The following is an 18,058-nucleotide window of genomic DNA, read 5'->3' as shown; positions in this document are numbered from 1 at the left end:
AAGCGGCCTCACGTGGCCCGGATGGCGGCGATGTCGAACTGGAGGCGGACCTTCTCGCTCACCATGGCCCCGCCCTGGGCCAGCCGGGCGTCGTAGGTCAGCCCCCAGTCGGAGCGGTTGATGGTGGTGGTGCCGTCGAAGCCGACCCGCTCGTCACCGAACGCGTCTACGACATGGCCGATGTAGGTGAGCTCCAGGTCGACGGGCCGGGTGGTGTCCTTGATCGTGAGATCGCCGGTCATGCGGTAGACGTCCTCGCCGGCGAGTTGCACGGTCGTGCTCGTGAAGGTCATCCGCGGGTGCGCCCCGGCGTCCAGGAACTGCCGGCCGACCAGGTGCGCGTCGCGCTGCTCGACACCCGTGTCGACGCTGGCCGTGTACAGCACGATGTCGGCGCGGGAGCGGGCCGGGTCGCGGCCGTCGAAGTACAGGCGGCTCTCGTACTCGGTGAAGGCGCCCCGCACCGTCGTCACCATCGCGTGCCGCACGGAGAACCCGATCCTGCTGTGCGCGGGATCGATCAGCCACTCGCCGGTGAGGCCCGCCAGCTCGGGATCGGGCAGGACGGCGGTGGCACTGGCCACCGGCGTGGCGGTCGCCACGGGAGCGGCGGAGGGCTGCGCGCGCCGGTGGAAGGAGTTGCGGCCGAAAAGGTTCATGCTTCATGTGGTTAACGTCAGCCCAAGGGGTGGGACAAGGCCCGACCAGGAAACCCGACCGTTCGTCAGCAGAACTTCACAGGGGCGCCGCCGGGCTCGGGCGCCGGCACGGGCCCACGAGAGCCCGAATCCCGGATCGCCCGTAAGATGACATTTGGGTAGCCGCGCTCGCGGACCGGGAGAGCGCGCATGACACGAGACATCGAGTTCGCGGCCTTCTGTGACGCCGCACCGATCGCGTATCTGGTGCTGGACCGGGAGCTGGTCATCCGCTACGTCAACCCGGCCTATCTGCAGATCACCGGGCGAACCAGGGACGAGCTGATCGGGAGGTACTTCTTCGACGCCCTGCCGGAGAACCCCGGCGCCCCCGCGGGAGACGCGGAATCCCTGAAGGCGTCCATGCTCGAGGTCCTGCGCACCAGGAAGCCGGACACCCTCACGCTGCAGCGGTACGACATACCCGACCCCGGCCGGCCGGGCACGTTCGAGGAGCGGTGGTGGTCCGAGGTCCACACCCCGATTCCCGGACCGGACGGCACCGTGGAGTGGATCGTCCAGCAGGCCGACGACGTCACCGCCTTCGTCCACTCGCGCAGGGCGCATCCGCTCACCGAGCGCGACAACGGCATAGCGGCCGAACTCTATGTGAGAGCGCGCGAGTTGCACCGGCTGAACCAGGAACTGCGCCAGGCCCACGCCCGCGAACGCCAGGTCGCCGTCACCCTGCAGGAAGCCATGCTCGACGACGCCGACCTGCTCCGGCACGACAACATCGCCGTGCGGTACCTGCCCGCGACCACCTCGCTCAACGTGTGCGGCGACTGGTACGACATCGTCGACCTGCCACCCGACCGGTACTCGGTGGCGGTCGGAGACGTCGTCGGCCACGGCCTGCACGCCGCGGCCGTCATGGGCATGCTCCGCAGCGCTCTGAGCGCAGCCATCCGGGCCCTCCCCAGCCCCGCCCAGGCCCTGGAGATCCTCGGCCTGTACGCCCGCTCCATCGACGGCGCGACGGCCGCGACCGCGGTGAAGGTGCTGGTCGACCCCCGCACCAGGCTGATCATCTACAGCAGCGCCGGACATCCGCCGCCCGTCCTGCTCCACGGCGACGGGACGTGCGAGCTGCTGGACCAGGCCACCGATCCGCCGCTCGGCGCCCGCCCGCACCATGTTCCCCGCCCGCAGGCCAGCGTGGTCTACACCCGCGGGGACACGCTCGTGCTCTACACCGACGGGCTCATCGAGCGCCGTGACGCGGACATCTACGCCGGTGTGACCCGCCTGACCGAAGCCCTGGCTCTGGACACCGCCCTTGCCCCTGACGAACTGGCCGACGCGCTGCTGGCCCGGCTCGGCGTCGCGGGCGGAGCCAGTGACGACATCGCCCTGGTCGTCATCCGCTTGTAGCCGTTTCAGGTGCAGATGACCCGGTTTAGGGTGTTGACGCCTTGCCTGCGGCATATGACGATGTGCGGAACCAGTGAGCGCCGAACCGTCGCCCTGTGAACCGCGCGGCGCTCCCGTCTCGGCCCGAAGGAGGGCGGCAATGAAGATGTTCCGGAGGCGTGTGCCGGGCAAGAAATCGGCGGTGGCGGCAATGATCCTCGGGGTGACCCTCTTGGCCGCTCCGACCGCGACCGCCGCCGCCGAGAGCCCGAAGTCCCAGAGTCCCGGCTTCGACCGCTGCGTCCACAGCGCCGGTCCGGCCGGACGCTATTTCTACCCGGGCTACGCCAACGTGCCCTGCCTCTGAGCGGCGCACCGGACGAGGAGCGGCTCGGCCGGCCGGGCCGAGCCCTCCTCCCGTTCTTCGGGCCGCCCAGGGCGGCTGAACGGCTTCCCTCGAACGCCGACGCCAACCCCTGGGTGAAGATTCCCGGCGAACTCAAGGGGGACGTCGGCGCCGCCGCCGACGGCACCGTCTGCGGCGTCAACATGCGGGTTCGATTCCTGCCGCCCGCTCTGGACGCTGAAGGCCCAGCAAGAGGTTGTTTCCCTCTTCCTGGGCCTTCAGCCGTTCCTGGGGCGGGTTCAAGCCCGCAGCAGCGCGCTCAGCGCTTGAAGGAGCCCTTGGTCTGTTCCTTCGTGCCCCGCATCTTGCCTCGTGCTTCGAGAGCGGCGCCTTTCGCCGCGAGGGTTTCCTTGTGCATCGCGTGGGCCGCCGTCCGCACGGTCTTTCCGACGATCTGTTCGGCCTTTGCCTTGGCCCGTTCTCCGGCGCTCATCTCGGTACCTCCGTGGGTCTCACTGGCCGTGTGCCCCTTGAGGCAAAGGGTGAAGCCACCCTTGTGGGCCGCGTTGGCAAGGCGCGGCCGAGGTCCCCACGGGCCCGACGCGGAGGCGTTCCGGATCCGCTCCCACCTGGATGATCGCCTCGATGCCTTCGTGGCGGCGGCACGTAGCGCCATGGGCGGTCTGCTTGGCGTGAGGAGATCGGGACGATGACGGTGGCAGCTCGGCCGGGGACGTGCAGCGCCGTCGGCCGGGCCGTCTCTGGGCCGTCCGACGCCGCTCAGTGGCGACCACTGACGCCTACCAATGACCGTCGTAGCCAGTGACAGCCGCAGGTCACCCAAGTGGATCTGCGACACTGGTACAGCCATGCCTAAGCCCGGAGAACTCACTTTCGTCGCGCCGCGCGGAGCTCAGAAGCCGCCGCGGCATCTTGCCGACCTCACGCCCGCGGAGCGCAAGGACGCGGTGGCCGAGATCGGCGAGAAGCCGTTCCGTGCCAAGCAGCTCTCGCAGCACTACTTCGCGCGGTACGCGCACGACCCGGAGCAGTGGACCGACATTCCCGCCGGGTCGCGCGGAAGACTGCAGGAAGCGCTGTTCCCGGAGCTGATGACCGTCGTCCGGCATCTGTCGACCGACCAGGGGACGACCCGTAAGACGCTGTGGCGGCTGTTCGACGGGACCCTGGTCGAGTCCGTGCTGATGCGGTACCCGGACCGGGTCACCATGTGCATCAGCTCGCAGGCCGGGTGTGGGATGAACTGTCCCTTCTGTGCCACCGGGCAGGCCGGGCTCGACCGGAATCTGTCCACCGCCGAGATCGTCCACCAGATCGTGGACGGGATGCGGGCGCTGAGGGACGGAGAAGTGCCCGGAGGGCCTGCCCGGCTCTCGAACATCGTCTTCATGGGCATGGGCGAGCCGCTCGCCAACTACAAGCGGGTCGTGGGGGCCATCCGGGCGCTCACCGATCCCGCCCCGGACGGGCTCGGGCTGTCCCAGCGCGGGATCACCGTGTCCACCGTCGGGCTCGTGCCGGCCATCCACCGGTTCGCCGACGAGGGCTTCAAGTGCCGGCTCGCGATCTCCCTGCACGCCCCCGACGACGAACTGCGCGACACCCTCGTCCCCGTGAACACGCGCTGGAAGGTGCGCGAGGTGCTGGACGCGGGGTTCGAGTACGTCGAGAAGAGCGGACGCCGGCTGTCCATCGAGTACGCGCTCATCCGGGACATCAACGACCAGGCCTGGCGAGGTGACCGGCTCGGGCGGCTGCTCAAGGGCAAGCCCGTGCACGTCAATCTCATTCCGCTGAACCCGACCCCGGGCAGCAAGTGGACCGCCTCCCGGCCGGAGGACGAGAAGGCCTTCGTCGAGGCCATCGCCGCCCATGGGGTGCCCGTCACCGTCCGGGACACCCGTGGCCAGGAGATCGACGGGGCCTGTGGTCAGCTGGCGGCCACCGAGCGGTAATCTGGCCACCGTCCATCACATCTTCATATTCCGACAGGGGAGCGCCACAGCGCTGAGAGTGCGGCGGACAGGGCCGCAGACCCTCTGAACCTCGCCCAGGTCATTCTGGGTAGGGAGTTCGGTCATCACTCAAGCTGTTGCGCCCTGCCCGGGTCTCCCCAGCGGAGCCCGGTCAGGGCCGCGTCTCTTCCTGGCCAACCCCAGGAGGACATCCAGTGCAGAACAAGACCTTCGTGGCCGTGGCGGTCGGGCTCGGCCTGATCACGCTGTCCGCGTGCGGTTCCGGCGGCGGCACCACGTCGTCCGCGGACTCCAAGGACGTCACGCTCGTCAGCCACGACTCGTGGGCCGTGTCCAAGAACGTGCTCGCCGACTTCGAGAAGAAGACCGGGTACAAGGTCCACGTCCTCAAGGACGGCGACGCCGGGCAGGCCGTCAACAAGGCGATCCTGACCAAGGACAACCCGCAGGGCGACGTCTTCTTCGGCGTCGACAACACCCTGCTCTCCCGCGCCATCGACAACGGCCTCTTCCAGCCGTACACGGCCAAGGGCCTCGACAGGACCGGCGCCGCCTACCAGCTCGACCAGGACAGGCACCGGGTCACACCGATCGACTACGGCGACATCTGCGTCAACTACGACAAGGCGTACTTCAGCAAGCACAAGCTGACCCCGCCGCAGACCTTCGCCGACCTCGCCAAGCCCGAGTACAAGAACCTCCTCGTCACGGAGAACGCCGCCACCTCGTCGCCGGGCCTCGGCTTCCTGCTCGGCAGCGCAGGGCAGTTCGGCGACAACGGATGGCAGGGCTACTGGAAGAAGCTCAAGGCCAACGGCGTCAAGGTCGTCGACGGCTGGGAGCAGGCCTACTACCAGGAGTTCTCGGGTTCGTCGGAGGGCAGGAAGGCCGGGGGCGACCGACCGCTCGTCGTGTCGTACGCCTCCTCCCCGCCCGCCGAGGTCATCTACGCCAAGAAGCGGCCCAGCACCGCGCCGACGGGGGTGTCGTACGGCACCTGCTTCCGGCAGATCGAGTTCGCCGGGCTGCTGAGCAACGCCAAGAACCCCAAGGGCGCCGAGGCGTTCATCGACTTCCTGGTCTCCAAGGAGTTCCAGGAGGACATGCCGCTGAACATGTTCGTCTACCCCGTCGTGCAGGGCGCGAAGGTTCCCGCCGAGTTCACCGAGTACGGCAAGGCCGCCGAGCACCCCGAGACCATGGCCCCCGGCAAGATCGCCGCCAACCGTGACCAGTGGGTCAAGTCGTGGACCTCGCTCGTACTGAAGTAGTCCCTCGGAAGGACCGCGCGGGGAGCGCGGCACGGCTCGGGCTGATGGCCCTGCCCGTCGCGTTCTTCGCGCTGTTCTTCGCCTGGCCCGTGGCAGCGATCGTCGCGCGCGGGCTGAACGTGGACGGTGCCTGGCGGTTGGGGCGGATCGCGGACGTCGTCACGCAGCCGGACATCCGGCACGTGCTGTGGTTCACCACCTGGCAGGCGCTCGCCTCCACCGCGCTCACCCTGCTGCTCGCCCTGCCCGCCGCGTACGTCTTCGCCCGGCTCGACTTCCCGGGCAAGCAGGTGCTGCGGGCCGTCGTCACCGTTCCGTTCGTGCTGCCGACCGTCGTCGCCGGCAGCGCGTTCCTCGCCCTCGTCGGACACGGCGGGCTGCTGGACGACCTGTGGGGCGTGCGGCTGGACACCACGGTGTGGGCGATCCTGCTGGCCCACGTCTTCTTCAACTACGCGGTCGTCGTACGGACCGTGGGCGGGCTGTGGTCCCAGCTCGACCCCCGCCAGGAGGAGGCCGCCCGCATGCTCGGCGCATCCCCGCTGCGCGCCTGGCGGAAGGTCACGCTCCCGGCCCTCGCGCCCGCCGTGGCCGCCGCCGCGCTGATGGTGTTCCTGTTCACCTTCACCTCCTTCGGCATCGTCCAGATCCTCGGCGGCCCCACCTTCTCCACCCTCGAAGTGGAGATCTACCGGCAGACCTCCGAGGTCTTCGACCTCTCCACGGCCGCCGTTCTCACCCTCGTCCAGTTCGCCGCCGTGGGCGCGATCCTCGCCGTGCACGCCTGGACGGTACGGCGCCGGGAGAGCGCCCTGCGGCTGGTGGACCCGTCGGTGACCGCGCGCCGGCCGCGCGGTGCCGGGCAGTGGGCCCTGCTCGCCGGGGTCCTCGTCACCGTCGCGCTGCTGCTCGTCCTGCCCCTCGCCGTCCTCGTCCGCCGCTCCCTGGACGCGCCCCGCTTCGGCTACTACCGGGCCCTCGCGAACGCCGACGGCGGTACGTTCCTGGTGGCGCCCGTGCACGCGGTGTGGACCTCGCTGCAGTACGCCGTCGCCGCCACCGCCATCGCCGTCGTGATCGGAGCTCTCGCCGCCGCCGCGCTGGCCCGCCGGGACGCCGGACGACTGGTCCGGGGTTTCGACGCCCTGCTGATGCTGCCGCTCGGCGTCTCCGCCGTGACCGTCGGCTTCGGCTTCCTGATCGCCCTCGACAAGCCGCCGCTGGACCTCAGACAGTCCTGGATCCTCGTCCCGCTCGCCCAGGCCCTGGTCGGCGCCCCCTTCGTCGTACGGACCATGCTGCCCGTGCTGCGCGCGGTGGACGTACGGCTCCGGGAGGCCGCCGCCGTGCTCGGGGCCTCGCCCTGGCGGGTGTGGCGGGAGGTGGACCTGCCGCTGGTGCGGCGGGCGCTGCTGGTCGCGGCCGGGTTCGCCTTCGCCGTCTCGCTCGGCGAGTTCGGGGCGACCGTGTTCATCGCCCGGCCCGACAACCCGACCCTTCCGGTCGCCGTGGCCCGGCTGCTCAGCCGCCCCGGAGACCTCAACTACGGCCAGGCGATGGCCCTTTCGACCATCCTGATGGTGGTGTGCGCCGCCGCGCTGCTGCTCCTGGAGCGGCTGCGCACCGACCGGACGGGGGAGTTCTAGATGCCGACGGGGGAGTTCCGATGCCGCTGACCGGACGGGTGGGTGCCCGATGCTGCTGAGCCTGGATGCCGCGACCGTGCGCTTCGGCGGGCGGGCCGTACTCGACGCGGTCGATCTCGACGTCGCCGAGCACGAGGTGGTGTGTGTGCTGGGCCCCAGCGGCAGCGGGAAGTCGACCCTGCTGCGGGCGGTCGCCGGGCTCCAGCCCCTCTCCGGCGGACGGGTGCTGCTCGGCGGCCGCGACCAGTCGGGCGTGCCCGCACACCGGCGGGGCGTGGGCCTGATGTTCCAGGACCACCAGCTCTTCCCGCAGCGGGACGTCGGCGCGAACGTGGCGTTCGGGCTGCGCATGCAGGGCGTGGGGAGGGGGGAACGGGACGCCGGGGTGGGCGAGTTGCTGGAACTGGTCGGGCTGCCCGGCGCCGCACGGCGGGCCGTGGCCTCCCTGTCCGGAGGCGAGCAGCAGCGCGTGGCCCTCGCCCGGGCGCTCGCGCCCCGGCCCCGGCTGCTCATGCTGGACGAGCCGCTCGGCCAGCTGGACCGCTCGCTGCGCGAGCGCCTGGTGGTCGAACTACGGGAGCTCTTCGGCCGGTTGGGCACGACCGTGCTCGCCGTGACCCACGACCAGGGCGAGGCGTTCGCGCTGGCCGACCGGGTGGTGGTGATGAGGGACGGGCGGATCGCGCAGTCCGGCACGCCGCTTCAGGTGTGGCAGCGGCCCGCCGACGCGTTCGTGGCCCGCTTCCTCGGCTTCGACAACGTGGTCCCGGCGACCGTGGCCGGTACGGCAGCCGACAGCCCCTGGGGCAAGCTGCCGGTCCCCGACGGCTCCCCGCAGGGCCCGCGCACGCTCCTGGTCCGGCCCGCCGGGGTACGGCTCGTGGCGGCCGACACCGGCCTGCCCTGCACCGTGACCGCGCGCACCTTCAAGGGCACCCATGTGGCCGTCCACCTCCAGCCGGCGGACGGGCCACGACTGGAGGCGGCGTGCGCGCTGCGGGACGCGCCGGAGGTGGGTGACGGGGTGGGCGTGGAGTTCGACGCGGCCGAAATGGTCGTGCTCGGCTGATCGTTCCCGCCCTAGGGTGTGGGGTATGACACTGCTCGCGCATGATCGCTACTGTGACGAAATCGCCCGCCAGGTGGACCAGTTCAGGGCCCTGGTGACCTCGGCGCCCGATCTGTCGGCCACCGTGCCGACCTGTCCGGAGTGGACGCTGGAACGGCTCGCACGGCACATGGGCGGCGCCCTGCGCTGGGCGGCCACGCTGGTCGGGGCCCGGGCCCAGGAGATGCTCCCACGGGAGCAGGTGCCGCTCGGCGGGGGGCCGGAGGCCGAGGGCGACGCTGCGGCCCTCGACGCCTGGCTCGCGGAGACCGGCGAGATGATCGTCGGGGCGCTGCGCGAGGCCGGTCCCGAGGCCAAGGTGTGGTCCTGGATGGGCATGGTCACCAGCGGGTTCTGGGCCCGTCGGATGGCCAACGAGATCACCGTCCACCGCGTGGACGCCGCGCTCACCGTCGGCGCACCCTACGAGGTCGCGCCCGACATCGCCGCCGACGCGCTGGACGAGTGGCTGCAGATCGCGGAGTGGGTGCAGCGCTCCGGCGCGCGCGAGTGGGCCAACGAACTGCGCGGGCCCGCCCGCAGCATCCATCTGCACGCCACCGACGCCGCCCCGGAGCTGAACGCCGAGTGGCTGATCGAGCTGAGCGAGAACGGACTCGGCTGGCGGCGCGGGCACGAGAAGGCCACGGTCGCCCTGCGCGGCCCGCTCACCTCCGTGCTGCTCGCCTTCTACAACCGGCTGCCGCTGGACGCACCCGGCCTCGAGGTCCACGGCGAGCGTGAGGTGCTGGAGTTCTGGCGCAAGCACGCCACCTTCGGCTGAGACACGACCGCGGCCCGTCCCCTGGGGATAGGGGGACGGGCCGCGGTGGCGTACGTGTGAGGCGTCAGCCGTTGCCGCGCGCTCCACGACGCCGCATGCCGAAGTAGACCGCGCCACCGCCGACGACGACCAGCGCGCCCGCGATGCCGGCGATCAGGCCGGTGTTGGAGCTGGCACCGGTCTCGGCGAGGTTGGAGTCACCGGCTGCCGGGGACGGCACGTTGCCGACCGTGCCCGCCGGGGCGGAGCTGGACGCGGAGGCCGTCGGGGTCGGGGTCGCCGACTGGGCCGGGGCGGACGGCGTCGGCTTCGGGGAGGCCGACGGGGCCGGGGTGGGGCTCTCGCTCGTGCAGGTGGCGGCCGGGGTCGTCAGGCCGCCCGCGATGTCCTCGTCGACGTAGGGGCTGGCCGTGACGTGGACGCGGTACGTCGCGTTCGGCTTCCACTTCTCCGAGAAGGTGACCGAGGTGCCCTGGGCGGAGCCCTTGACCTCCTGCTGGCCGATCTGCTTCTCGACCCCACCGTTGTTCGTGCGGAACAGGCTGATGGTGGCAGGGGTACCGGAGGCGTCGGTGTCGGTGACGACGATGACGCCCTTTGCGGCGTCGCACTTGGCTTCGGCCTTGAAGTCACCGATTACGCATGCGGACGCGGAGCCGGACAGGCCCAGCACCACGGCGGCAGAGGCGGCGGCAACACCCAGGATGCGCACGGAACGGCGTGCGCTGCGGCGAGATATGGACACGTTTGTCCTTTACAGAGTGCACAACTGCGGGGGGCTGAGGGAGAGTTGGGGCGACGGATGAACTGACGCCCCAGCACCCCCAAGTGGCTCACAGGTCTATAAGCGCTCTGTAAGAGTGTCAACGCATATGCCACCTACGGCCGTTGACTTTGCCTTCTTATTAACCATCGTGACGTTTGGCGACGTTCGGACTGCGCGGGGTCAGCCCTGGACCGCGGCCGGATCCATCCAGATGACCTCCCAGGTGTGGCCGTCGAGGTCGTCGAAGGCGCGGCCGTACATGAAGCCGTGGTCCTGGGTCTCGCCGCTCGGGGTGGCGCCCGACGCGAGGGCCTTGTCCACCAGTTCGTCCACCTTCTCGCGGCTCTCGGCGCTCAGCGCGACCAGCACCTCACTGGTCTTGGTGGCGTCGGCGATCTCCTTCTGGGTGAAGGTCGCGTAGAACGGCTTGGTGAGCAGCATCGCGACGATGGTGTCGCTGATCACCACGGAGGCGGCCTTCTCGTCGCTGAACTGCGGGTTGATCGTGTAGCCGAGCTCCGTGAAGAACTTCTTCGAGGCGTCGAGGTCGTTCACGGGCAGGTTCACGAAGATCATCTGCTGGTACATGACGGGTCTCTCCCTTGGTGGTCCGTGCCGGGATCGGCGTGTTCGGTCGGGTAGACCCAGGTCCCCGGGAGAACTCATCGGTCGCCGGAGACCTTTTTTTCAGCGGTCCACGGGCAGGGCCGCCAGGGCGGCGACTACCAGGGTGAGCGGGCCGAACAGCGCCAGCAGGGCCGCCGCGCGCAGGGCCGCGGCCGCTCGCAGCATCGAGGCCGGGGCGCCGAGACGGAGCAGCGCGGCGGTCGTGTCGGCCCGGCACTGGCGGGTCTCCACTGCCGCGGTGAGCAGGGTGGCGACCGTGCAGCCGGTGACGAGCAGCGCGCCGAGGGTGGTCAGGGGCCCGAAGGCCGGTGCTGTGCCGGCGTACAGGGTGGTCTTGGCGTAACCGGCGGAGGCGACCGCACAGACGACGCCCAGCGGGCGGCCGATGCGGATGGCCTCCGTCATGAGGACCCGGCCGGCCAGGAGGCGGAGGGCTCCGGGTCGGGTGGACTGCAGGAGGCGGCCGCACAGGTGGGTGAGGCCGGGGGAGGCCAGCACCAGGCCGATGGCGGTGAGCAGCCAGCCGAGCAGCACGGCGGCGTGCGAGCGGTCGGCGTAGGCCTGGGCCGCGAGGCCGGTGGCCAGCAGGGCGATGCCCCAGGGGAGACCGATGGGGGCCTCCTTGGGGGGCTTCGGGGCGCCGTCGGTCCAGTCCGTGCCCGGGGTTCCGGGCTCGGGGTCGGTGTCGCTGTCCGGTGTCGGCGGGGTGCCGGCCCGCTGCGGGGCGGGGGCCGCCCCAGCGGCACCACTGTCCGCGGGGTGGGGCTGGGGCTGCGCGCCGTCGTCGGGTGCGTCCGCGGGCTGATGGCCGGCGTGCGCCCCGTCGTCGGCGACCGCGGGCCGATGACCGGGCTGCTCGCCGTCTTCCGCCTGCCCGTGCTGTTCGCGAGGGCCTGCGGCCCCCGGCCGCGACCGTGCCCCGAACCTGCCGTACGTCCCGAACGTCTCCCGTGCCACCGAGTGGCCGTACGCCCCGAAGCGGCCGTACCTGCGCAGGAGCGGGGTGGCGGGGCGGGGGTCCTTGGGGCGCAGGGCCAGGGCCACCGCGGCCGAGGCGAAGGCCGGGACCAGGCCCAGCAGGGTGAGGGTCGCCGGGACGGGAAGGTGTTCGCCCGCCGCCAGGAAGTCCGCGGCCGCGCCGTCGAAGGGCACGCCCGTGAGGTCACCGCGCAGCGTGAGGAAGACCAGCAGGGCCAGCAGTGAGCCCAGGGTGCAGGACAGGGCCGTGGTCAGCGCGGAGATCGCCATCAGGCGCGCCGGACCGAGACCCACGGCGGACAGGCCCGTGCGCGGCCGGGTGCCGGGGTCGGTGCGGGCGACGGCGAGCGCGAAGTACACCGTGGCGGCGAGCGGCACCGCGCACCAGGCCAGCCGCAGCGCGGCGGCGTCCGCGGCCTCGGGGTGGTTCAGGGCGTAGCCGAAGCAGGACAGCAGCAGGAAGCCGCTGCCCGCCGAGGCCGCCGCCACCAGCAGGCGGCGCAGCTGGACGGCGGGCCGGGCCGCCCGGGTCAGACGGAGAGCGACCACGCGGCGCGGCCTTCCGTCTCGGGGGCGTCCGGCAGGTGCACGGTGCTGACGCGCCGGCCGTCCAGCAGGGCCACGGCGCGGTCGGCGAGGGCGGCGGTGTCGGGGTCGTGCGTGGCGAGGACCACGGTGATGCCGTGCGAGCGGGCGGCCGAGGTGAGCGTGCGCAGCACATGGGTGCGGTCGGCGCGGTGCAGCGGGGCCGTGGGCTCGTCGGCGAAGAGGACCTCCGGGGCCGGGGCCAGCGCCCGGGCGATGGCGACGCGCTGGCGCTCGGCCTGCTGGAGTTCGTGCGGGCGGTTGCGGGCCCGGTCGCCGACGTCGAGTCGTTCCAGCCACTCCAGCGCGGCGACCTTGGCCCTGCGCCGGCCGGCGCCGCGCAGCATCAGGGGGAGCGCGGCGTTCTCCCAGGCGCTCAGCTCGGGGACCAGGACCGGCTCCGGGTCGATCCAGCCGAAGCGGTCCCGGCGCACCCGCTCCCGGCGCATCGGGCCCAGGGTGTGCAGGGGCGCACTGTTGAACCACACCTCGCCGCTGAGCACCGGCACCAGGCCGGACAGACAGCGCAGCAGGGTCGTCTTGCCGCTGCCGCGCGGCCCGGTGACGGCGACGATCTCGCCCTCGCGCACACCGAGCGAGACCCCGGCGAGCCCGGGGGAGCCGTCGGGGTGCCTGAAGTGCAGGGAGCGTGCCCAGAGCACGTCGTTGTCCGGCGGGGCCTCGGCCTCCATGGTCGTACACCTCGTTCTGATCCGTTTTCCCGTGCCTGTTCCCTCGTCCGGGGGAACGAAGGCTGGGCCGATCGGTCACTGGAACGCTAGGCAGACGCCGGGGCGGAGCCGGGACAGCACGCGGCCCCGGCCCGCCGTTCTCACTCGAACGGGCGGCGCCGGGGCCGGGGCAGATCAGCTGATCGGATGAATCAGGCTCAGAGCTTGGTCCACGCCTCCGTCAGCGTCGCGCGCAGGATCTGCTCGATCTCGTCGAAGGTCTCCTGGTTGGAGATCAGCGGCGGGGCGAGCTGGACGACCGGGTCGCCGCGGTCGTCGGCACGGCAGTACAGGCCGTTGTCGTACAGCGCCTTGGAGAGGAAGCCGTACAGGACGCGCTCGGTCTCCTCCTCGTTGAAGGACTCCTTGGTGTTCTTGTCCTTCACCAGCTCGATGCCGTAGAAGAAGCCGTTGCCGCGGACGTCGCCGACGATCGGCAGGTCGTGCAGCTTCTGCAGGGTCTGCAGGAAGGCGCCCTCGTTGTCCAGCACGTGCTGGTTGATGTTCTCGCGCTCGAACAGGTCGAGGTTGGCGAGACCCACCGCGGCGGAGACCGGGTGGCCGCCGAAGGTGTAGCCGTGCAGGAAGGTGTTGTCGCCCTTGTAGAACGGCTCGGCGAGACGGTCGGAGATGATGCAGGCGCCGATCGGGGAGTAGCCCGAGGTCATGCCCTTGGCGCAGGTGATCATGTCCGGGACGTAGCCGAACTTGTCGCAGGCGAACATCGTGCCGAGGCGGCCGAAGGCGCAGATGACCTCGTCCGACACGAGCAGGACGTCGTACTGGTCGCAGATCTCGCGCACGCGCTGGAAGTAGCCGGGCGGCGGCGGGAAGCAGCCGCCGGCGTTCTGCACCGGCTCCAGGAAGACCGCGGCGACGGTGTCCGGGCCCTCGAAGAGGATCTGCTGCTCGATCTGGTCGGCGGCCCAGCGGCCGAAGGCCTCGGGGTCGTCGCCGAAGAGCGGGGCGCGGTAGATGTTGGTGTTCGGCACCTTGTGCGCGCCCGGTACGAGCGGCTCGAAGGGGGCCTTCAGACCGGGCAGACCGGTGATGGACAGGGCACCCTGCGGGGTGCCGTGGTAGGCGACCGCGCGGGAGATGACCTTGTACTTGGTCGGCTTGCCCTTGAGCTTGAAGTACTGCTTGGCGAGCTTCCAGGCGGTCTCGACGGCCTCGCCGCCGCCGGTGGTGAAGAAGACCTTGTTCAGGTCGCCCGGGGCGTAGTCGGCGAGGCGCTCGGCCAGCTCGACGGCCTTCGGGTGGGCGTAGGACCACACCGGGAAGAAGGCCAGCTCCTGGGCCTGCTTGAAGGCGGTCTCGGCGAGTTCCGTACGGCCGTGACCGGCCTGGACCACGAACAGACCCGCGAGACCGTCGAGGTAGCGCTTGCCCTTGTCGTCGTAGATGTAGGTGCCCTCACCCCGGACGATGGTCGGGACGGGGGACTTCTCGTACGAGGACATGCGGGTGAAGTGCATCCACAGGTGGTCGTACGCGGTGCGGCTGAGGTCCTTGGTGCTCACGGTTATCGGGTCCTCACGGTTATCGGGTTCCCCACATGTAGGTCTGCTTCTTCAGCTTCAGGTAGACGAAGCTTTCGGTGGAGCGCACCCCGGGCAGCGCCCGGATGCGTTTGTTGATGACGTCCAGCAGGTGGTCGTCGTCCTCGCAGACGATCTCGGCGAGGATGTCGAACGAGCCCGCGGTCATCACCACGTACTCGACTTCCGACATGTCAGTCAGCGCGTCCGCGATCGACTCGACATCGCCTTCGACGTTGATCCCGACCATCGCCTGGCGGCGGAAGCCCACGGTGAGCGGGTCCGTGACGGCGACGATCTGCATCACGCCCTGGTCCAGCAGCTTCTGGACGCGCTGGCGCACGGCCGCCTCGGACAGGCCGACGGCCTTGCCGATCGCGGCGTACGGCCTGCGGCCGTCCTCCTGGAGCTGCTGGATGATGGCGAGGGAGACGGCGTCCAGCTGGGGGGTGCCGCCGTTCCTGGACTCGCGGGTGGAGTCCCTCTGGTCTGCGCTTCGACTGGCCACGACCTCACTGTGCACGAGGTCTCGACAGTTTCGCAAGCCCCGATCGATGAAATTCGTTGTTTATGAGACCGAAGCTTGCGGATTTCGCAGAAGAGGTGGCCGTGGGGGTGTTGAAAACGTCGGCTCGGCGACTAGTGTGGGTGTCTCAGTGAGTGGACAGTAGAACCAGATCAGGAGGCCGGCAGTGAGCACCGAGCTGCGTCGTCTGCGCAACTACATCGACGGTGAGTTCCGGGACGCCGCCGACGGACGGACCACCGAGGTGGTCAACCCCGCGACGGGCGAGGCGTACGCGACCGCGCCGCTGTCCGGCGAGGCGGACGTCAACGCCGCGATGGAGGCCGCCGCCCGCGCCTTCCCGGCCTGGCGCGACACCACCCCCGCCGAGCGCCAGAAGGCCCTGCTCAAGATCGCGGACGCGTTCGAGGAGCGCGCCGAGGAACTGATCGCGGCCGAGGTGGAGAACACGGGCAAGCCGACCGGGCTCACCCGCTCCGAGGAGATCCCGCCGATGGTCGACCAGATCCGCTTCTTCGCGGGCGCGGCGCGACTGCTGGAGGGCCGCTCGGCCGGCGAGTACATGGAGGGGATGACCTCGATCATCCGCCGCGAGCCGGTCGGTGTCTGCGCCCAGGTGGCCCCCTGGAACTACCCGATGATGATGGCCGTGTGGAAGTTCGCCCCGGCGATCGCGGCCGGCAACACGGTGGTGCTGAAGCCGTCGGACACGACCCCGGCGTCGACCGTCCTGATCGCGGACATCATCGGCTCGATCCTGCCCAAGGGCGTCTTCAACGTCGTCTGCGGCGACCGCGAGACCGGCCGGCTCATGGTCGAGCACGACACCCCGGCGATGGCCTCCATCACCGGCTCGGTCCGCGCCGGCATGTCGGTCGCCGAGTCGGCGTCGAAGGACCTCAAGCGGGTCCACCTGGAGCTGGGCGGCAAGGCACCGGTCGTCGTCTTCGAGGACACCGACATCGCCAAGGCCGTCGAGGACATCTCCGTGGCGGGCTTCTTCAACGCCGGCCAGGACTGTACGGCCGCCTGCCGCGTCCTGGTCCACGAGGCGATCCACGACGAGTTCGTGGCCGCGCTCGCGAAGGCCGCCGAGGACACCAAGACGGGTCAGCCGGACGACGAGGACGTCCTCTTCGGCCCGCTCAACAACCCCAACCAGCTCAAGCAGGTCGAGGGCTTCATCGAGCGGCTGCCCGCCCACGCGCGCGTGGAGGCCGGCGGCAAGCGCGTCGGCGACAAGGGCTACTTCTTCGCGCCGACCGTCGTCTCCGGCGTCAAGCAGGACGACGAGATCATCCAGAAGGAGGTCTTCGGCCCGGTCATCACCGTCCAGTCCTTCTCCGACGAGAACCAGGCCGTCGAGTGGGCCAACGGCGTCGAGTACGCCCTCGCCTCCTCCGTGTGGACCAAGGACCATGCCCGCGCGATGCGCATGTCCAAGAAGCTCGACTTCGGCTGCGTGTGGATCAACACCCACATCCCGCTGGTCGCGGAGATGCCGCACGGCGGCTTCAAGAAGTCCGGTTACGGCAAGGACCTGTCGGCGTACGGGTTCGAGGACTACACGCGGATCAAGCACGTGATGACGTCCCTCGGAGAGTAAGCACCGGGAGCGGCAGCGAGCGGCCCCCGGACGGGTCATCTCCTCGTCCGGGGGCGCGCTGTCTCATGCCCCGGCGGCGAACTCCAGCTCCTGCTCGGCCGGTTCGAGCCGTGCCGCCCGCTCCGTGCGCCGGAGCGACCGTACGGAGCCGGTCCACCGTACGGAGGTCGGTGGCCGCGATCGACAGGGTGTCGGGCAGCCGGGGCCATGCTCGACGCAGCGTCGATTGTCGGCGACGGCAGCGGGACGGCATCCTTCCGGGGTGCCCCTGACTTCCTCTCGTACGTCCGCGATGTCCCGCCGCTCCCTCCTGCGCGCCCTCGGCGGCACCGCCGCGCTCGGTGCCCTGGCCGGCTGCGGGGTGCCCGCCGCCTATGTCGCGCCCGGCGACCGGGCCGTCGGCGACGAGTCCACGGCCGACAGGAAGCTGACCTGGGCGAACTGGCCGCTGTACATCGACACCGATGACAAGAACCCCAACAGGCGGCCCACCGTGGACGCCTTCGAGAAGCGCACCGGGATCTCCGTGGACTACGTCGAGGAGATCAACGACAACGACGAGTTCTTCGGCAAGATCAGCCCCGCGCTGATGAACCACCAGTCCACCGGCCGCGACCTGATCGTCATCAGCGACTGGATGTGCGCCCGGTTCGTCCGCCTCGGCTGGGTCCAGGAGATGGACCGCGCCCGGCAGCCGAACGTCGCGAAGTACCTCGACCCGCTGCTCCGTTCACCCGCCTTCGACAAGGGCCGTCGTTTCACGGTCCCCTGGCAGTCCGGCATCACCGGCATCGCCTACAACCGCAGGAAGCTGGGCCGCGAGATCCGGCACGTCAAGGACCTCTGGGCGAGCGACCTCAAGGGCCGCGTGACCCTGCTCTCCGGCCTGGACGAGTCCTTCGCGCTGCTGATGCAGGGCAACGGCGTGGACATCACCCGGTGGACGGCGGACGACTTCCACCACGTCTGCGACGAGGTCGAGCGCGAGATCCACCGCGGCCAGATCCGCCGCTTCACCGGCAACGACTACACCAAGGACCTGGTCAGCGGGGACGTCCTGGCCTGCCAGGCCTACTCCGGCGACGTCATCCAGCTCCAGGCCGACAACCCCGACATCCGCTTCGTCGTGCCCGAGGAGGGCGCCGAGCTGTGGTCGGACTCCCTGATGATCCCCAACCGCGCCCGCCACAAGGCCAACGCCGAGCGCCTGATCGACTACTACTACGCTCCCGAGACCGCCGCGGAACTGGCCGCGTGGGTCAACTACGTCTGCCCGGTACCGGCCGCCCAGGAGGTCCTCGCCTCCTCGAAGGACAAGGACACCGCGGCCCTCGCCGACAACCCCCTCATCTTCCCCGACGCCGGCATGCGGGCGCGCCTCGCGATCGCCCGGGACATCACGTCCACGGAGCGGGTGGAGTTCGCGAGGCGGTGGAACAGGATCGTGGGGCTTTAGCGACGCCGAGAGCCGCCTGGGACGAGGGCCTGTCCGGAG

17 protein-coding genes and 1 riboswitch are annotated in these 18,058 nt (G+C 70.6%); of the genes, 9 read left to right on the top strand and 8 right to left on the bottom strand.

The genetic code is table 11. The features are described from left to right. Positions 1 to 8: 8 nt before the first annotated feature. Entirely contained in the window at positions 9 to 659 is a 651-nt protein-coding gene (locus ACFYZB_RS27165) for a YceI family protein (RefSeq protein WP_388763216.1), read from the bottom strand. Positions 660 to 848: 189 nt separating this feature from the next. Between ACFYZB_RS27165 and ACFYZB_RS27160 the strand changes: the two genes are divergently transcribed. Beyond that, positions 849 to 2,072: a PP2C family protein-serine/threonine phosphatase gene (locus ACFYZB_RS27160; RefSeq protein WP_388763214.1), complete on the top strand. Its 1,224-nt coding sequence runs from the start codon at positions 849 to 851 to the stop codon at positions 2,070 to 2,072. A gap of 139 nt (positions 2,073 to 2,211) precedes the next feature. Continuing rightward, positions 2,212 to 2,418: a hypothetical protein gene (locus tag ACFYZB_RS27155; RefSeq protein ID WP_388763212.1), complete on the top strand. Its 207-nt coding sequence runs from the start codon at positions 2,212 to 2,214 to the stop codon at positions 2,416 to 2,418. 298 nt (positions 2,419 to 2,716) lie between these two features. Here ACFYZB_RS27155 and ACFYZB_RS27150 read toward each other — a convergent pair whose 3' ends face one another. Continuing rightward, positions 2,717 to 2,890: a hypothetical protein gene (locus tag ACFYZB_RS27150; protein ID WP_199840890.1), complete on the bottom strand. Its 174-nt coding sequence runs from the start codon at positions 2,888 to 2,890 to the stop codon at positions 2,717 to 2,719. Between the two features lie 376 nt (positions 2,891 to 3,266). Between ACFYZB_RS27150 and rlmN the strand changes: the two genes are divergently transcribed. The 5 genes from rlmN (at position 3,267) to ACFYZB_RS27125 (ending at position 9,203) form a co-directional block, all read left to right on the top strand. Beyond that, positions 3,267 to 4,373: a 23S rRNA (adenine(2503)-C(2))-methyltransferase RlmN gene (gene rlmN / locus ACFYZB_RS27145; protein ID WP_388763210.1), complete on the top strand. Its 1,107-nt coding sequence runs from the start codon at positions 3,267 to 3,269 to the stop codon at positions 4,371 to 4,373. A gap of 25 nt (positions 4,374 to 4,398) precedes the next feature. Further along, positions 4,399 to 4,507: riboswitch (TPP riboswitch) on the top strand. 81 nt (positions 4,508 to 4,588) lie between these two features. Continuing rightward, positions 4,589 to 5,665: a thiamine ABC transporter substrate binding subunit gene (locus ACFYZB_RS27140; RefSeq protein WP_388763208.1), complete on the top strand. Its 1,077-nt coding sequence runs from the start codon at positions 4,589 to 4,591 to the stop codon at positions 5,663 to 5,665. A gap of 44 nt (positions 5,666 to 5,709) precedes the next feature. Continuing rightward, complete coding sequence (locus ACFYZB_RS27135; RefSeq protein WP_388763206.1) at positions 5,710 to 7,311, top strand: ABC transporter permease; 1,602 nt, start codon at positions 5,710 to 5,712, stop codon at positions 7,309 to 7,311. A gap of 49 nt (positions 7,312 to 7,360) precedes the next feature. Further along, a complete protein-coding gene (locus ACFYZB_RS27130) occupies positions 7,361 to 8,380 on the top strand; it encodes an ABC transporter ATP-binding protein (RefSeq protein WP_388763205.1) in 1,020 nt (339 codons plus the stop codon). A 25-nt stretch (positions 8,381 to 8,405) separates the two neighbouring features. Beyond that, positions 8,406 to 9,203, top strand: coding sequence for a maleylpyruvate isomerase family mycothiol-dependent enzyme (locus ACFYZB_RS27125; RefSeq protein ID WP_388763203.1), 798 nt, complete (start codon positions 8,406 to 8,408; stop codon positions 9,201 to 9,203). Between the two features lie 64 nt (positions 9,204 to 9,267). On the opposite strand, the gene ACFYZB_RS27120 is transcribed toward ACFYZB_RS27125, so the two are convergent. The 6 genes from ACFYZB_RS27120 to ACFYZB_RS27095 all read right to left on the bottom strand — a co-directional run bounded on the left by ACFYZB_RS27120 (position 9,268) and on the right by ACFYZB_RS27095 (position 14,954). Then, positions 9,268 to 9,948, bottom strand: a complete 681-nt coding sequence (locus ACFYZB_RS27120; protein WP_388763201.1) for an LAETG motif-containing sortase-dependent surface protein — start codon at positions 9,946 to 9,948, stop codon at positions 9,268 to 9,270. A gap of 201 nt (positions 9,949 to 10,149) precedes the next feature. Next, entirely contained in the window at positions 10,150 to 10,557 is a 408-nt protein-coding gene (locus ACFYZB_RS27115; RefSeq protein ID WP_351210840.1) for a VOC family protein, read from the bottom strand. Positions 10,558 to 10,656: 99 nt separating this feature from the next. Then, on the bottom strand, positions 10,657 to 12,123 hold the full coding sequence (locus ACFYZB_RS27110) for a hypothetical protein (RefSeq protein WP_388763199.1): 1,467 nt from the start codon (positions 12,121 to 12,123) through the stop codon (positions 10,657 to 10,659). Beyond that, the gene (locus ACFYZB_RS27105; protein ID WP_388763197.1) at positions 12,105 to 12,851 is read right to left on the bottom strand and encodes an ABC transporter ATP-binding protein; all 747 of its coding nucleotides are present in this window, start codon (positions 12,849 to 12,851) and stop codon (positions 12,105 to 12,107) included. The genes ACFYZB_RS27110 and ACFYZB_RS27105 overlap by 19 nt, the downstream gene beginning before the upstream one ends. A gap of 197 nt (positions 12,852 to 13,048) precedes the next feature. Then, complete coding sequence (locus ACFYZB_RS27100; RefSeq protein WP_388763195.1) at positions 13,049 to 14,413, bottom strand: aspartate aminotransferase family protein; 1,365 nt, start codon at positions 14,411 to 14,413, stop codon at positions 13,049 to 13,051. A 19-nt stretch (positions 14,414 to 14,432) separates the two neighbouring features. Further along, complete coding sequence (locus ACFYZB_RS27095; protein ID WP_067041370.1) at positions 14,433 to 14,954, bottom strand: Lrp/AsnC family transcriptional regulator; 522 nt, start codon at positions 14,952 to 14,954, stop codon at positions 14,433 to 14,435. Positions 14,955 to 15,123: 169 nt separating this feature from the next. On the opposite strand from ACFYZB_RS27095, the gene ACFYZB_RS27090 reads away from it, so the two are divergent. Together ACFYZB_RS27090 and ACFYZB_RS27085 are read left to right on the top strand one after the other, a co-directional pair. Next, positions 15,124 to 16,563, top strand: coding sequence for a gamma-aminobutyraldehyde dehydrogenase (locus ACFYZB_RS27090; protein ID WP_388763193.1), 1,440 nt, complete (start codon positions 15,124 to 15,126; stop codon positions 16,561 to 16,563). A 292-nt stretch (positions 16,564 to 16,855) separates the two neighbouring features. Then, the gene (locus tag ACFYZB_RS27085) at positions 16,856 to 18,019 is read left to right on the top strand and encodes a PotD/PotF family extracellular solute-binding protein (RefSeq protein WP_388763311.1); all 1,164 of its coding nucleotides are present in this window, start codon (positions 16,856 to 16,858) and stop codon (positions 18,017 to 18,019) included. Positions 18,020 to 18,058: the final 39 nt, after the last annotated feature.

It is taken from the genome of Streptomyces sp. NPDC001852 (genome assembly GCF_042891825.1).
GTDB lineage: Bacteria > Actinomycetota > Actinomycetes > Streptomycetales > Streptomycetaceae > Streptomyces.
The sequence above is the reverse complement of the archived record's forward strand: the minus strand, read 5'-3'. Positions and strand labels throughout refer to the sequence as shown.